Origin of the sequence: Amycolatopsis echigonensis (genome assembly GCF_002846615.1) — a bacterium.
GTDB classification, from domain to species: Bacteria; Actinomycetota; Actinomycetes; order Mycobacteriales; family Pseudonocardiaceae; genus Amycolatopsis; species Amycolatopsis echigonensis.
In genome coordinates, this window is record NZ_PJMY01000003.1 from 2,266,340 (window position 1) to 2,281,251 (window position 14,912).

Here is a 14,912-nt window from a genome sequence, read left to right on the forward strand (position 1 = left end):
GCGTCCTCGGCGGCGGACTACTTGGCCACCAGCAACAGTGCCGCGGGCGACACCGTCACCACCAGTCCGACGAGAATCGCCAGCAGCGTCGTCTGCAGGTCCTCGGCGCGGCGGATCTTCCGCACGATCCAGACCAGCGCGACGATCACCAGCAGCGCTCCCACGAGCGCGGCGGGCGCGAGGTTGACCCACAGCCAGTTGAAGCCGAGCCACACGGCGGCCCCGCCGACGACGCCCAGCGCCAGCTGTCCGGCCAGCGTCAGCCACTGCTTGCCCGCGGACACCGCGGGTTCCGGCTCGGCCTCCGAAGCGTCCTCGGCGACGGCTTCCTCGGGGTAGTCGTCGTACTCGTCGCCTTCGGCGTAACCCTCGGCGTGCTCGTAGCCCTCGGCGTGCTCGTACCCGTAGCCGTCGTCGCCCTCGAAGTCCGGCTGGCCCTCGGGGTAGCCCGACGGCTCGGCGAACTCGCGCTCGTACTCGGCCAGGTCGTCGTCGACCGGGTCCTTGCCGCCCGGCGCGAACGGCATCGGCGCCGGGTAGCCCGCGGTCGGCGGGCCCGCGTCGTAATCCGCGGCGGCGGGCGGGTATTCGTCCTCGTAGCCGTCGTGGACGTAGTCGTCCTCGGCGTACTCCTCGGCCGGTTCCGGCTTCGCCCCGGCGGGCGGGACGGCCGGCATCATGCCGACTTCGGTGTCCTCCAACTGCTCCGCCTGCCGGCGCTGACGCCAGCCGGCGAGACCCGCGGGCGGCGCGTCCTCGGCGACGCCCTCGGCGGGCGGGCCGTCGACCGCGTCGAACTGCTCGGTGTGCGGCTCCTGCTTCGGAGCCGGACGGCGGGCCGGAGCACGCCGAGGCCGGTTCGGAGCCCCTGATGCCGGGAACGCACCGCTCGCCATCGGCGCGGCGGGCGGTTCCGGGGTGTCGCCGTCGAGACCGTCGAGCCGGGCGGCCAGCCCGGCGTCCGGCGGAGGCGGCGGAGCCTGGGGCGGCTGCGGGGCCGGACGGCGGCGGAGCGGCGGCACCGCGTCGCGGGTCTCTTCGTCGGCGGCCTGCGGACGCGGCGGGCGGCCGCGCGGCGGCACGGGCATCTGCCCGGACTCCTGCGGCGGCGCGGGCGGACGCACGTAGCCGGTTTCCTGCGGTGCGGGCGGACGCACGTAGCCCGTGCTCTGCGGACCGGCCGCGGGCGGCGCGGGACGGGCGAACTGGCCCGACTCCTGCGGCGGAGCCGGCGGGCGCGCGTAGGCCGAATCCTGCTGGCCGTTGGACGGCCGCGGGTACTGCCCGGACTCCTGCGGCGGAGCCGGGGGACGCACGTACGCCGAATCCTGCTGGCCGTTCACCGGGTACTGCCCGGAAGGCTGGCCGTTCATCGGCGGCGGCCCGGAGTCCTGCGGCGCGGGGTACTGGCCCGAAGGCTGCTGCCCAGGACGCGGGTACTGGCCCGACTCCTGCGGAGCGGGCCGCGGGGCCGGGGCCGCGTCCGGACGGCGGCGGCCGCCCGGGGGACGCGAAGGAGGCGGCGGGGTCCCGCCCTCGGAGGCCACCCGGTCGATGATCGCCTGTGGTCCGGTGTCGGTGAGACCCGAGCGCCGCGGGGCGGCCTCGTCCTCGTCATCGGCCGCCCTGCGCCTGCGTCGCCGTCCGCCGTCGACCTGCTGCCCGTGCTGGGCGAGCAGTTCGGCCACGGTCTTCTGGGGCTGGTCGCCGCCGGTCTGGTCCGTCATACCGTGCTGTCCAAAGCGCGCTCGGGGTTGGTTGTGGTCACTCGGGCACACCTGCCTCCGGAGCCGCGCGCGATCGACACCGTGCAGTGCATGTCCGTCACCTCTTCACCGTGCCTGGTTTTCGTCGGCCAAGTCCAGTCCGCTGCTGTCACCGGTCCTCCCCGCTCGCCGAAACGCCGGCGACCGCGGACCCGGCTTCGTCCGAGCCGTTGGCGTGGTCCAACCGCCGCAGGATGACACCCTCTCGCAGCGCCCAGGGGCAAATCTCCAACTCGGTGAGGGAGAGTGCCCGCATCGCGGCCTGCGCCACCAGCGCGCCCGCCACCAGCTGGTGCGACCGGCTCCCGCTGACGCCTTCCAGCTGGGCCAGGTCCGCCGCGGTCATCCGCGAAATGAAGGCGATGAGCTGGCGAAGGGCGGTGTCCGTGAGCGTACGGCGCACGCGGGGGCCCGCCGCCGAGGGGGCCGCCCCGGTCAGCCGGGCGAGCGAGCGGAACGTCTTGGAGGTGGCCACGACCCGGTCCGGCAGGCCCAGTCCGGCGACCTTCTTCGCGAGCCCGGCGAGCTGGTCCTCGAGCCAGGCCGACGTCGCGACGACCTCGGAACGGGTGGGCGGGTCGTGGCGGAAGCGGGTGCGGGTGGTGCGGCCCGCGCCGAGCGGGAGCGACACGGCGAGCTCGGGTTCCTCGTCGCGGCCCATCGCGACCTCGAACGAACCGCCGCCGATGTCCAGCACCAGCAGTTTCCCGGCCGACCAGCCGTACCAGCGGCGCACCGCGAGGAAGGTGAGCCGCGCCTCGTCCTCGCCGGACAGAACCCGCAGGTCGACGCCGGTCTCCGCGGCCACCCGGGCTAGCACCTTCGCCGAGTTCTTCGCCTCGCGCACCGCGGACGTCGCGAACGCCATGACGTCCTCACAGCCGAGCCGCACCGCCGCGGCCTTGGCCGATTCGACCGCCCGGACCAGGCCGTCCTCGCCCGAGCGGCTCAGTTCGCCGGATCCGGTGAGCTGTTCGGCCAGCCGCAGCATCGTTTTCTCGGAGTGCATCGGGGTCGGGTGGGCGCCACGGTGGGCGTCGACCACGAGCAAATGGACGGTATTGGAACCGACGTCGAGTACCCCTAGGCGCACGAGGATTCAGCGTACCGGTCCCAGTGCCAGGTCTCGAAACTGTAACCAACTCCACTCGGATCGACACCAACTCAGCGTGCGCGAACCGGCACAGTGTGCGCTGAAACCCGGACAAAAGCCGCGAAGGGCCCCTTGCGGGACTTAGCTTCCCGCACGAGGCCCTTGTCCGGCCGTTCCCGACGCCCCGGCCGACCCCTCGTCCGCCGGGGAACCGCTCACGTCTCGAACTTGTAGCCGAGCCCGCGCACGGTCACCAGGTGCCGCGGCGAACCCGGGTCCGGCTCGATCTTGGAGCGGAGCCGCTTCACGTGGACGTCCAGCGTCTTGGTGTCCCCGACGTAGTCCGCGCCCCACACCCGGTCGATCAGCTGGCCGCGGGTGAGCACCCGGCCGACGTTGCGCAGCAGGTACTCCAGCAGGTCGAACTCCTTGAGCGGCAACGAAACCTCGCCGCCGTCCACGGTCACCACGTGCCGTTCGACGTCCATCCGCACCGGTCCGGCCGACAGCACCAGCGGCGCGAGCTCCCCGTCGCTGCCCGGCTCGCCGCCGCGGCGCAGCACCGCGCGCACCCGCGCGATCAGCTCCCGCGCGGAGTACGGCTTGGTCACGTAGTCGTCGGCGCCGAGTTCCAAGCCGACGACCTTGTCGATCTCGCTGTCGCGCGCGGTCACCATGATCACCGGCACCGCGGAGCGCTGCCGGAGCTGCTTGCACACGTCGGTGCCGCTCATCCCGGGCAGCATCAGGTCGAGCAGCACGATGTCGGCGCCGTTGCGGTCGAACTCTTCGAGCGCCTGCTGGCCGGTCGCCGCCACCGCGGCGGTGAAGCCCTCCTTGCGCAGCAAGAAAGCGAGCGGGTCGGCGAAGGACTCTTCGTCCTCGACTATGAGAACCCTCGTCACAGGTTTCCTCCATGGTCTGGGCTGGAGATTTCCTGCCCGGTTGCCACGAGCCGGGGTGTCCGCTCGGGGGTCTTGTCCGGCCGCGCGGGCGCGGCCTTGCGTGCGGTGTCGGCGGGTTCGGTGCGCACGTGCGCGGGGATGCGCAGGGTGAAGGTCGACCCGGTGCCGGGACGGCTCCAGAGGCCGACCGAACCGCCGTGGTTGGCCGCGACGTGTTTCACGATCGCCAATCCAAGCCCGGTGCCGCCGGTGGCGCGCGAACGCGCCTTGTCCGCGCGGTAGAAGCGCTCGAACACGCGCTGCTGCTCGTCCTCGGCGATGCCGATGCCGCGGTCGGTCACCGCGATCTCGACCATGCCGTCGGCGAGCCGGCGCGAGATCGACACCGGGCTGCCCGCCGACGAGTACGCGACGGCGTTCTCCAGCAGGTTCGACAGCGCGGTGACCAGCAGCGTCCGGTCGCCCTCGATGAGCAGGCCGCTCGGCGTGTCGGTGGTGATGGTGATGTCGGCGGATTCCGCGGACAGCGTGGTGCGCCCGAGCGCCTCGCGCACGACGGCGTCGACCTCGACCACGTTGAGGTCCGGCAGCCGTTCGGCGCCCTGGAGGCGGGACAGCGCGATCAGCTCGGTGACGAGCTGGCCGAGCCGGGTGGATTCGCGCAGGATCTTGCCGCCGAAGCGGCGGACCTCCTCGACGTCCTCGGCGGCGTCCAGCACGGCCTCGGTGAGCAGCGCGATCGCGCCGACCGGGGTCTTCAGCTCGTGGCTGACGTTGGCGACGAAGTCGCGGCGGACCGCCTCCAGCCGGATGGCCTCGGAGTGGTCGACGGCCTCGACGACGGTGAACCCGTCGCCGAGCGGCCGGACCTCGCCGAGCACCGCCTCGGGCTGGCGGCGGCCGCGATTCTCCAGCGGGGAGAGGTCGACCTCCATCGCCTCGTCGGTCTCGACCACCTGCTCGGCGGCCTTGCGCGCCCGCGGATCGGCCTGGTTCACCCGGACCAGGCCGAGTTCGTAGGCCCGCGGGTTGTGCAGCACGAGGTCGCCGAACCGGTTGAGCACGATCACGCCGTTGTTGGAGGAGCGGATCAGCCGTTCGAGCAGCTCCGCGACGGTGGGGCCGACGGGCCGGGCCGCCTCGCGCCGGGCCCGGGCACTGGCCGCGAGGAACCCGGCGACCGCGCCGACGACAAGAGCGCCGATAGCCGTCAGCAGGACAACAGGCGTGGTCACGGGGGAATCGTAAGCATCCCGGTAGCCTTCCGGCCTAGTCCTGGAAGCCCTGTCGTGAGGCGAGTGACACCTGAGGGGTACATATTCGCCTCGGGGTCAGGCCCTGTTCACCCGATCGAGATGTTTCGGCCAAATCGATCCGCTGGGCGCTCAACGCCCTCACTAGGCATCGAGGGCGGCGAGGTCCTCGTCGGTCAGCTTGAGCGCCGCCGCGGCGACGTTCTGCTCCAGGTGAGCGGGGTCACTCGTACCGGGGATCGCCAGCACGTGCGGACCCTGCGCGAGCGTCCACGCCAGCCGGACCTGAGCGTCCGTTACGCCGTGTCGGCGCGCAACCTCGGCGACCCGCTCGTCGGACTGTCCACTCGCACCACTCGCGACCGCGAAGAACGGCACGAACGCCACGCCCTGCTCGCCGCACAGCCGCAGCAGTTCGTCGTCCTCGCGACGGGCGGACAGGCCGTACTGGTTCTGCACGCACACCACCGGCGCGATCGCCTGCGCCTCGGCGAGGCGTTCGGCGCCGACGTTGGAAATCCCCAGCTCGCCGATCAGCCCTTCAGCACGCAGTTCGGCCAGCGCGCCGAAGTGCTCGGCGAGCGAGCCGGTGCCGCGCTCGAGACCGGTGCCGATGCGCAGGTTGACGACGTCGATGTGGTCACGCCCGAGTTCGCGCAAGTTCTGCTCGACCTGGCCGCGCAGTTCGTCAGGGCGGGCGAACGGGCGGAACTGGCCGGATTCGTCACGCGAGGGGCCGACCTTGGTGGTCAGCACGAGGTCTTCGCCGTACGGCGCGAGCGCGGCCTTGATCAGCGCGTTGGCCGACCAGGTGGCTCCGAAGTAGAACGCCGCGGTGTCGATGTGGTTCACGCCCAGCTCCACGGCCTGGCGCAGCACCGCAATCGCGCGGTCGGCGTCGATCGGCGCGTTCGGGTCGAGCGAACCGCCGAGCCGCATCGAGCCGAAGCCGAGCCGGTTGACGGTGCGGGAGCCGAGCTGCCAGGTGCCCGCGGCAGCGGCGGGAAGTGTCGTTTCGGTCATGTCTCCAGGGTGCTTCGCCGCCGGTCCCGGCCGGGTTGTTTGGCACCAAGCTGCCAACGCGGGAACACTGGACGACGTGCCCCGAACCGAGGAAGTCGCCGACGTGCGCGACGAATACGAACTGGTCGAGCGCGCCGGGCACCTGCTCGCCGGCGCCGACGAGTTCGCCTGCGCCGCGAACGACCTGCACACCTGGTCCGCCATGCAGAAGTTCGCCGCCGAACTGCCGGAACGGCGGAAGCTGCGGGTCCGCAAGGTCTACCTGTCGCGCGTCATGCTCGACCCGGCCGGGGTGGAGCATCTGCGGACGCTGCGCCGCTTCGGCGCGGAAGTCCGGATCAGCGACCACGAAATCAACGAGACGATCCTGCTCGACGGCCGCATCGCGATCCTCGCCGCCGGTCCGGGCTACAGCGTCGTCACCAAACCGGATCTGGTGCGGGGAATCTCGTCGCTGTTCGAGGCCGCGTGGCGTTCGTCGACCGCGATGGAGGCGTACGAGACGCGGTTCGCCGAGTTGCGGCAGTACACGCCACAGCTGCTGGAGCTGCTGTCTTCCGGTTCCACGGACGAAAAGGCGGCCCGGACGATGGGCGTCGGGCTGCGGACGTACCGTCGGCGGGTGGCCGAATTGATGGATGTACTGGGTGCGACGTCGCGATTCCAAGCGGGTGCTCTCGCGCGGGAGGCGGGCCTGCTGTGAGGCGCGCTGTCCTCGCCGCTGCCCTGCTCACCGCCGGTTGCAGCGGAGCTGTGTCCGAGCAACCCCCTGCCTCCGCGCCACCGCCCGCGCCGCCGAACGTGGCCTATGTGGACGCGAAGGCGACCAGTGACGCCGTGTCCGGCATCAAAAGCGCGGTGGAGAAGGCGTTCAGCTATGACTCCACGAAGCCGGACGAGGTCGCGAAAACCGAGCAGGAGTACCTCACCGGCGCGGCCCGCGCGCAGTTCGACAAGACGTTCGCCGAGGTCCGCACCGAGCCGGTGGCCACTCAGACGCAGGTCATGGAAACCGGTCTGGCCGAGCTGACCCCGGACCACGCGCGCATGCTGGTGGCGGCCACGCAGCACAGCAGCCGCCCGGACGGAGCCAAGAACCAGGCCGGCGCGCTCATGCTGGTCACCGCGGTCCGGACGAGCGGGCACTGGCAGCTGCAGGACTTGAACTTCGACCCGCGCGGCCCGATCGCCTCGGCCGCCGGTCCGGCGAAAGGCCTTGCCGCCACGAGGGATTCGGCAGTCGACGCGGCCCGCCGCGACGGCGGCGTCCTGATGACGGTCGACCCGCAGAACATCGACGGGAACTACACGGCCTGGGAAAACGTCGCCGCCGAGCCGCTGTTGACGCAGTTCCGGACGAGCCGCCAGGAGACCGTCGACAGCATCAAGAAGACCGGGAAGAAGTCGGCCTACGGAGCGGACTCGACGGCCGCGCTGACCGAACTCAGCCCGGACGGCACCCACGCCTCGGCGCTGCTGGCTGCCCTGCTGACGACCAGCGGCGGGCAGAACCCCGGGGAAAACCGGCTGCCGGTGCACCTCGACCTCGTCCGGCAGGGCACCGAATGGAAGGTGTCCGGGATGAAGGCGATTACCGCCTCCGGATCCTGAACCCGCCGTGAACGCGGTTACGCCCGCTGCCCGCCCAGAAGCGGACAGCGGGCGTAATCGAATCCGCGGACCAGGGCTCAGCGGCCCTGGTTCGCCACCGCGGCGGCGGCTTCCTTCGCCGCCTCCGGGTCCAGGTACTCGCCGCCCGCCTTGACCGGCTTGAGGCCCTCGGTCAGGTCGTAGCGCAGCGGGATGCCGGTCGGGATGTTCAGCGCGGCGATGGCGTCGTCGGAGATCCCGTCGAGGTGCTTGACCAGCGCGCGCAGCGAGTTGCCGTGCGCGGCCACCAGCACGGTGCGCCCGGCCAGCAGGTCGGGGACGATCGCCGACTCCCAGTACGGCAGCAGCCGGGCGACGACGTCCTTCAGGCATTCCGTCAGCGGAGCCTGGTCGCCGAGGTCGGCGTAACGCGCGTCGCCGGTCTGGCTGAACTCGTCCTTCGGGTCGATGGCGGGCGGCGGCGTGTCGTACGAGCGGCGCCAGAGCATGAACTGCTCCTCGCCGAACTCGTCCAGCGTCTGCTTCTTGTTCTTGCCCTGCAGCGCGCCGTAGTGCCGCTCGTTGAGCCGCCAGTCGCGCTTGACCGGGATCCAGTGCCGGTCGGCGGCGTCGAGGGCGATGTTCGCCGTGCTGATCGCCCGGCGCAGCAGCGAGGTGTGCACCACCTCCGGCAGCAGCCCCGCCTCGGCGAGCAGCTGCCCGCCCTGCCGGGCTTCGCGCTCGCCGGTCTCCGAAAGGGGCACGTCCACCCAGCCGGTGAACAGGTTTTCCGCGTTCCACGTGCTCTGTCCGTGCCGCAGCAGCACCAGGGTCCCAAGTTCGGCCATGGCCACCAGCCTGCCAGAGCGCGCCAGCGCCGCCAGTAGCGCGTCCACCCCCTCTACCCAGAGTGCGTTACCCGGGAGTAACACCTTCACCCGACGCGCAGGCGGGTTGCCGACAAGCAGGCCAAAGAGTGCAAGGCGCTGCACACCGTTATCCCCGCCAGTAAAGTTCACTCGAATGGGGTAACCAGTAGTCTTGTGATTACTGGTCGACATCTGACAGGTTGGGCATGTCCCGCTCAGCCGGATTCCACGCACTCCCGGCTGATCACGGGCAGTGACCGCGGCTCGTCTCCCCCCTGCCGAGCCGCGGCCCGCCGGCCCCGTTGGCATCCCCCTCGTCACCGGGTCCAGCAAGGCGGGACCTGCAGCGGGACGGCTCGAGATCGCGACTCCCCCCTCCCTCGAGCCGTTCCGCCAGCCCCCTCAGTCCGCGGGCCTGGCCTTCCGTCGCCGCCGGAACCACCAGACCAGCGCGCCGGCCGGGATCCCGAACGCGATCGCGAACGGCAGCAGCACGCCGAGCACCCGCACCAGCCCGTCGCAGAAGGCGACGAACGCGTCCCATCCGCCGGCCAGCCCGGAGAGGAAGCCGCCGGACTGCGCCGGAGCCTCCTGCTTCGTCACCGACAGCGACACGGTCGCCATCGCGACCCGTCCGGCCAGCGACGCCTGCTGGCGCTCCAGCGACTCCAGCGTGGCCTGCCTGCTGGTCAGCTCGCTCTCTACGGACGCGATCTCGGACACCGATTGCGCCTTCGCCAGCAACGCGCGGATCCGGTCGACGCTCGCCCGCTGCGTCGCGAGCCGCGCGTCCACGTCGACCACCTGCGCGGTCACGTCCTGTGCGCTGATTTCCCGCCGCTTCACCTGGCCGAGGCCGCCGAGCTGGTCGAGCACGCCGTCGAGTTTCTCCGCGGGCACCGACAAGGTCAGCGACGCGGAATCGTCCGTCGCGCTCTCTTGTCCGGGATAACCGCCCGCGCCGGTGGCGATCGCCTTGGCGCGGGACAAGACGTCTTCGGTCTTCGGCGTGGTCAGCTCCAGGCTTGCGCTGCGGGCCAGCTTGCGATCAGTCGCGCCGGGCTCGGGCAAGGACGCCTGCGCGTTCCCCTGCCGCGGCGCTGCCCCCTCCTGCTGCGCGGGCGCGACAGCCGATCTCGCCGAGTCCGCGCTGGTGCCGCTGCATCCGGCCAGCAGCACCAGTGCCGTGCCCGCGAGCACGCATCTCCATCGAGTCCGCATTCCCGTCTCCCTCCAGTCGTTGGCGGTGAGACGGGACCCTGGGGCGGACCCGTTGCACGGAATCGGTTACGACTCGGTCAACCCCGGTTCATGGCCGTTCGCCGGTTCGGCGAGGTGCTTGAACGCCTGGAGGTTCGCCAGCGATTCGCCGCGCGAGACGCGCCAGTCCCATTCGCGTTTGATGGACGTCGCGAACCCGATTTCCAGCAGGATGTTGAAATCGCCGTCGGCGGCCTCGAGCACCTGGCCGAGGATCTTGTCCAGTTCGGACTCGGTCACCGTCTCCTTGCCGAAGCGGCCGACGAGGTAGATGTCGCCCAGACTGTCCACTGTGTAATGCACGCCGTAGAGCCGGGCGTTGCGCTGCAACAGGAACCGGTACACGTCCTCGTGCCGTTCGTCCGGACGGCGGCAGACGAACGCCTCCACCGAGAACGCGTGGTCGCCGTCCACGAGCCAGCAGTTGGTCTGCAGCTTCTTGGTTCCCGGCAACGTCACGAAATAACGGCCTTCGCCGCGACGGTCGTATTTGAGCCCACTTGAGTCCAAAGTGGACTTGATAGTCGCGTCAAGGCTCACACTGCCACCTCCGCCCGCAGTTCCAGCGCCTGCCGGAACGCTCTGGTCGCCTGAGCATAGATGTCGAGCAAGGAATCCGTGGTGCGCCGCCACGAAAACCGCTGCGCGTGCCGCACCGCGTTGGCCGCCAGTTCGGCCCGCCGGTCCGGCCGCAGCGCGACGGCGGCGAGCGCGTCGGCCCATTCCTCCGCGCCGTGCGATGGAACCAGCAGCCCGGACACCCCGTGCGGCACCGCGACCGGCAGTCCGCCGACCTCGGCCGCCACCACCGGCGTACCGCACGCCTGAGCTTCGAGCGCGACCAAACCGAAGGATTCGTTGTAGCTCGGCACCGCGACGACGTCGGCCGCGCGGAACACGGTGCGCAGCTTCAGCCCGTTCTGCGGCGGAAGGAACCGCACCTGCTCGGCGATGCCCAGCGACACCGCCAGTTCCCGCAACGCCTGCGGCTGCTCCAGCCCGGTCCCGGACGGCCCGCCGACGACCAAAACCACCAGCCGCGACGCCAATTCCGGCCGCCGCCGCAGCATTTCCGCTGCCGCGTGCAACAGAACGTCCGGCGCCTTGAGCGGCTGGATCCGTCCAGCGAAGGCAAGCACGACAGCGTCCGGCGGCAGGTTCAGCTCTCGACGCGCGTCGAGCTGCGACCCGGGCGTGAACCGTTCGAGGTCGACGCCCGGCGGCACGGCGTGCACCGCGTCGGTGGCGGCTCCGTAGAGATCCACCAGCTGGCGAGCTTCGACCTGCGTGTTCGCGACCAGACAGTCCGCCTCGGCGACCACCTGCTCCTCGCCCATCACGCGCGTCCGCGGCTCGGGCTTGTCGCCCTCGGCGAGCAGCGCGTTCTTGACCTTGGCCAGCGTGTGCGCGGTGTGCACCAACGGCACGCCCCAGCGGTCGCGGGCAAGCCAGCCGACCTGACCGGACAGCCAGTAGTGCGAGTGGATCAGGTCGTAGTAGCCCGGCTCGTGAAACGCCTCCGCGCGCAGCACGCCCGAGGTGAACGCGCACAGCTGCGCGGGCAGCTCGTCGCGCGCCAGCGGCTCGAACGGCCCGGCCGGCACGTGCCGCACCGTGACGCCGGGCGCCAGCTCCGCCAGCGGCGGCTGGTCCGACGAGGTCGCCCGAGTGAAGACCTCGACCTCTATGCCGCGCCGCGCCATCTCCTGCGCGGTCTGGCTGACGTACACGTTCATCCCGCCGGCGTCGCCGGTGCCCGGCTGCTCGAGCGGGGAGGTGTGCACGGACAAGACCGCGATCCGGCGCGGCTCAGCGATGAATCCCTTGAGGGTCACCTGGTCACTCCTGCTACTCGGCTGCTGCGTCCCCGGCGAACCGCCGCAGCACGGAGTTGAAGTCCTCCGGCTCCTCGACGAACGGCAGATGCCCGGCCTCAACGAACCAACGCAGGACTGCCCCCGGAATCTTCCCGGCGGAATACTCGGCCGCCGAAGGATCCACGACGCCGTCCGCCGAGCCGTGCACCACCAGCGCCGGCTTGTCGACCGCGGCGAGCACGTCAGCACTGCCGATGTCCCGCCGGAACAGCGCGCCGCGCACCGCGGGCGGCACCGAAAGCGAGCTGCCGAGCATCGCCTGCGCGTACGCGCCGGGCACCTTCGGGCTGGCCTGGGCCCGGGTGAACTCGACCAGCGCGGGGATCGCCACCTCGGCGTCGTCCGAGAGCGCGGCGGGCAGCGCGGCCCGCATGATCGGCCCGGTGGCTCCGCCCTCGCGTTTGCGGCCGATCTCGGTGATCGCGCCGACGAGCACAATGCCGCCGAGCCGTGCGGTGCCGTGCACCCGCAGGTAGTCCGTGATCACCAGTCCGCCGTAGGACCAGCCGACGACAATCGCGTCCGGACCGGCGAAGTCGAGCACCGCGGCGAGGTCGCCCGCCCACTGTGCCGGATCGTCGTAGCCGTCCGCGGGGACGTCGGAGCCGCCGTGGCCGCGCAGGTCCATCGCGACGAGCCGGAACCGCTCGCTCAGCGCCGGATCGGCCAGCTGGGCGGACCAGGCCGCGGCGGACTGGGCCCAGCCGTGCACGAAGACGATCGGACGCGCGTTCTCCGGCCCCTCGGCGCGCAGTGCGATCCGCACGCCGCCGGCCCCGGTTACCTCAGTGTTCACTTCTACTTGTTAGCAGACGGACAGTGGATCACTTCACGGCCGAGAGCGACTTCCAGGTCGGCCAGTCGTAGAACCAGTCCTTGACGTCGGAGTTGGTCGGGCTGCCCAGCTTCGAACCGGTGACCTCGACCGGGTCGCCGATCATCGCCGAATCGAAGTAGGCCTTGGCGTCCGCCTCGAGCAGGTTCACGCAGCCGTGCGAGTTGTTCGTATTGCCGATCGCGGCCGCGTTGTCCTGGTTCTCGTGGATGAATTCGCCGTGGTTGGAGAACCGGCAGGCCCACTTCTTGTTGACGTTGGTGTAGCCGTAGCGGGCGTTGTCGAACACCGCGTGCGGCTCCTTCGACATGATGATGAAGGTGCCGTTCGGGGTGTTGCGGTCGACGACCGAGTCGAGCCCGTTGGAGCACGGGTAGCTCGCGCTCTCCGCGCCGCCGCGGTAGACCTTCATCACATGGTCCGGCGTGTGGATCTTGACCACCTGGTTGCGGCCGATCTTGAACTTGGTGCTGACGTCCGACTTCACGTAGACGCCCCCGCCCAGGTCCACGCCGTAGAGGTTGGCCTCGACCTCGACGGTCGTGTTGGCGGGCCAGTACTCCTTGGGCCGCCAGTCCACCTGGTTCGGCGACAGCCAGGCCCACGAGCCCTCGACGTCGTTGCTGGTCTTGACCTTCAGCGCCTTCTCGACCGCGGCCCGGTCCTTCGGCGCGCCCCCGTTGAACTTCACGCTGATCGGCATCGCGACGCCGACCTCGGCGTCGTCGCCGGGGTTCAGCGTGGCGCGCACCGTCTTGGCCGGGCTGACCGTGCTGAACGATCCCGTCAGCTCGACGGGCCGCTGGTCGGTGCCGGTCGCCTTGGCCGAGTAGCTGTAGCTCTTGCCGTAGCCGAGCGGTTCGGAACTGGTCCAGGACAGGCCGTCGGGGGCGAGTTCGCCCTTGATCTCGTCGCCGCCCTCGTTGGTCAGCTTGACCTCGGTGAGCTTGCCTTCGGTGACCTTCACCACAACGGGCTCGCGCACGCTCGCGTCCTTGGCCCCGACCGCCGGGCTCGCGGTGAGCTTCGCCACCGGAGGAACGGGTTTGCCGCCGTTGTCGCCGTTTCCGCCCTTCGGCACCGCCGCACCGTCGTTGCTGCCGCCCGAGCACGCGGCGGCCAGCGCCGCCGCGCCGGTCGCGAGAACGGCCTTGAACACCGTACGGCGCTCGATCACGGTCTTACCTCCCCTTGTCCCCCGCACCGGCGTCTCCTACGCATTTGAGCGCCGGTGACCGATTCGACGTTACCCGCGAACCGGAAATTCCTCTCCATCCGGAAGACGTTTCACCCGGTGCCCGGTTGCCGCCGTTTCGTTCCTGATTGGCTCGCCCGGGTTACCCCGTGGGCTTCACAGTGAACAGTTGATCAAGAGTGGTTCGGGATACAGCCGCACACCGAACCGGGCTTCGACGCCGTCGCGAACCTCGCGAGCCAGCGCGAGCAGGTCCTCCGTGCTGGCGCCGCCGCGGTTGGTGAGCGCGAGAGTGTGCTTGGTGGACAACGAAACCCGGCCGCCCGGCCCGGGGTACCCCTTGCCGAAACCAGCCCGCTCGATGAGCCACGCGGCGGACAGCTTCACGCCGTCCTTGGCCGGGTACTGCGGGATCTTGCCCTCAGTCGACTCGGCGATCTTCGCGAGCACGGTCGGTGCGTCTTCTTCGGGGACGATCGGGTTGGTGAAGAACGAGCCCGCGCTCCAGGTGTCGTGATCGGCGGAGTCGAGCACCATGCCCTTGCCGCGCCGCAGCCCGAGCACCGCCTCCCGAGCCTGCGCGGCGGGGACTTTCGCGTCGATTTCGACACCCAGCGTGCGCGCCAGCTCCGCGTACCGAATGGGCGCGGACTGCCCGCTCGGATCGATCCGGAACCGCACACTGAGCACCACGCCGCGGTCAGTGCCCTTGAGGACGCTGGTGCGGTAGGCGAAGCCGAGCTCGTCAGCCTTGACCGTGCGCACCTCCTTCGCGACCCGGTCGTACAACTCGACGGAGACGATCGACTCAGCCACCTCACCGCCGTACGCACCGACGTTCTGGATCGGCGTCGCGCCGACCGAACCCGGGATGCCGGAGAGACATTCCAACCCGCCGAGACCACTGTCGACCAGCGCGGAAACGAACGCGTCCCACTCCTGCCCAGCCGCCACCTCGACGACGTCGCCGTCACGGGTCCACCCAGTGTTCGCGATCCGCACGAGAGTCCCCGCGAACCCTTCATCGCCGACGACGAGGTTCGACCCACCGCCGAGCAACAACACAGGCTCGCCGGACTCGTCCGCCGCGCGCACCGCGGCGACAAGGTCAGCCGCGGTGGTCGCGGTGACGAACCGGCGCACCGGCCCGCCCAAACGGAGGGTGGTGTACTCAGCGAGACGGGCCAGGCCAGGCGTTTCAGCGGGATCCACGAGCTTGACGGTACCCACCGAGAATTCCCGGCAG

14 protein-coding genes are annotated in these 14,912 nt (G+C 70.7%); 2 read left to right on the forward strand and 12 right to left on the reverse strand.

The annotated features are described in order from the left end of the window. Positions 1-17 precede the first annotated feature (17 nt). The 5 genes from ATK30_RS45610 to ATK30_RS15375 form a co-directional block, all read right to left on the reverse strand. On the reverse strand, positions 18-1,727 hold the full coding sequence (locus ATK30_RS45610) for a hypothetical protein (RefSeq protein ID WP_208637348.1): 1,710 nt from the start codon (positions 1,725-1,727) through the stop codon (positions 18-20). Positions 1,728-1,875: 148 nt separating this feature from the next. After that, positions 1,876-2,859, reverse strand: coding sequence for a Ppx/GppA phosphatase family protein (locus ATK30_RS15360; protein WP_101436178.1), 984 nt, complete (start codon positions 2,857-2,859; stop codon positions 1,876-1,878). 215 nt (positions 2,860-3,074) lie between these two features. Further along, complete coding sequence (locus ATK30_RS15365; protein ID WP_037353511.1) at positions 3,075-3,764, reverse strand: response regulator transcription factor; 690 nt, start codon at positions 3,762-3,764, stop codon at positions 3,075-3,077. Then, complete coding sequence (locus tag ATK30_RS15370) at positions 3,761-4,999, reverse strand: sensor histidine kinase (RefSeq protein ID WP_101436179.1); 1,239 nt, start codon at positions 4,997-4,999, stop codon at positions 3,761-3,763. The genes ATK30_RS15365 and ATK30_RS15370 overlap by 4 nt, the downstream gene beginning before the upstream one ends. A 162-nt stretch (positions 5,000-5,161) precedes the next feature. Then, on the reverse strand, positions 5,162-6,040 hold the full coding sequence (locus tag ATK30_RS15375; RefSeq protein ID WP_101436180.1) for an oxidoreductase: 879 nt from the start codon (positions 6,038-6,040) through the stop codon (positions 5,162-5,164). A 76-nt stretch (positions 6,041-6,116) separates the two neighbouring features. Between ATK30_RS15375 and ATK30_RS15380 the strand changes: the two genes are divergently transcribed. Both ATK30_RS15380 and ATK30_RS15385 read left to right on the forward strand, forming a co-directional pair. Beyond that, positions 6,117-6,743 (forward strand): response regulator transcription factor, encoded by a 627-nt coding sequence (locus tag ATK30_RS15380; RefSeq protein ID WP_101436181.1) that lies wholly within the window; start codon positions 6,117-6,119, stop codon positions 6,741-6,743. Between the two features lie 50 nt (positions 6,744-6,793). Next, on the forward strand, positions 6,794-7,651 hold the full coding sequence (locus ATK30_RS15385; protein WP_244194621.1) for a hypothetical protein: 858 nt from the start codon (positions 6,794-6,796) through the stop codon (positions 7,649-7,651). 77 nt (positions 7,652-7,728) lie between these two features. Here ATK30_RS15385 and ATK30_RS15390 read toward each other — a convergent pair whose 3' ends face one another. The 7 genes from ATK30_RS15390 to ATK30_RS15420 all read right to left on the reverse strand — a co-directional run bounded on the left by ATK30_RS15390 (position 7,729) and on the right by ATK30_RS15420 (position 14,878). Next, a complete protein-coding gene (locus ATK30_RS15390) occupies positions 7,729-8,478 on the reverse strand; it encodes a phosphoglyceromutase (RefSeq protein ID WP_101440848.1) in 750 nt (249 codons plus the stop codon). Positions 8,479-8,901: 423 nt separating this feature from the next. Continuing rightward, a complete protein-coding gene (locus tag ATK30_RS15395) occupies positions 8,902-9,720 on the reverse strand; it encodes a DUF4349 domain-containing protein (RefSeq protein ID WP_101436183.1) in 819 nt (272 codons plus the stop codon). Between the two features lie 66 nt (positions 9,721-9,786). Then, positions 9,787-10,299, reverse strand: a complete 513-nt coding sequence (locus tag ATK30_RS15400) for a type III secretion system chaperone family protein (RefSeq protein WP_101436184.1) — start codon at positions 10,297-10,299, stop codon at positions 9,787-9,789. Next, complete coding sequence (mshA, locus tag ATK30_RS15405; protein WP_167441919.1) at positions 10,296-11,594, reverse strand: D-inositol-3-phosphate glycosyltransferase; 1,299 nt, start codon at positions 11,592-11,594, stop codon at positions 10,296-10,298. Before mshA ends, ATK30_RS15400 begins: the two co-directional genes overlap by 4 nt. A 13-nt stretch (positions 11,595-11,607) precedes the next feature. Then, the gene (locus tag ATK30_RS15410) at positions 11,608-12,432 is read right to left on the reverse strand and encodes an alpha/beta fold hydrolase (protein WP_101436185.1); all 825 of its coding nucleotides are present in this window, start codon (positions 12,430-12,432) and stop codon (positions 11,608-11,610) included. Positions 12,433-12,460: 28 nt separating this feature from the next. After that, positions 12,461-13,648: a L,D-transpeptidase gene (locus ATK30_RS15415; RefSeq protein WP_101436186.1), complete on the reverse strand. Its 1,188-nt coding sequence runs from the start codon at positions 13,646-13,648 to the stop codon at positions 12,461-12,463. A gap of 174 nt (positions 13,649-13,822) precedes the next feature. After that, the gene (locus tag ATK30_RS15420; protein WP_101440850.1) at positions 13,823-14,878 is read right to left on the reverse strand and encodes a UDP-N-acetylmuramate dehydrogenase; all 1,056 of its coding nucleotides are present in this window, start codon (positions 14,876-14,878) and stop codon (positions 13,823-13,825) included. Positions 14,879-14,912: the final 34 nt, after the last annotated feature.

Excerpts from the sequence above, each read along its gene's own strand:
- ATK30_RS45610 (WP_208637348.1), bottom strand. The coding sequence starts at position 1,727 with ATGACGGACCAGACCGGCGGCGACCAGCCCCAGAAGACCGTGGCCGAA.
- ATK30_RS15375 (WP_101436180.1), bottom strand. The coding sequence starts at position 6,040 with ATGACCGAAACGACACTTCCCGCCGCTGCCGCGGGCACCTGGCAGCTC.
- ATK30_RS15390 (WP_101440848.1), bottom strand. The coding sequence starts at position 8,478 with ATGGCCGAACTTGGGACCCTGGTGCTGCTGCGGCACGGACAGAGCACG.
- ATK30_RS15395 (WP_101436183.1), bottom strand. The coding sequence starts at position 9,720 with ATGCGGACTCGATGGAGATGCGTGCTCGCGGGCACGGCACTGGTGCTG.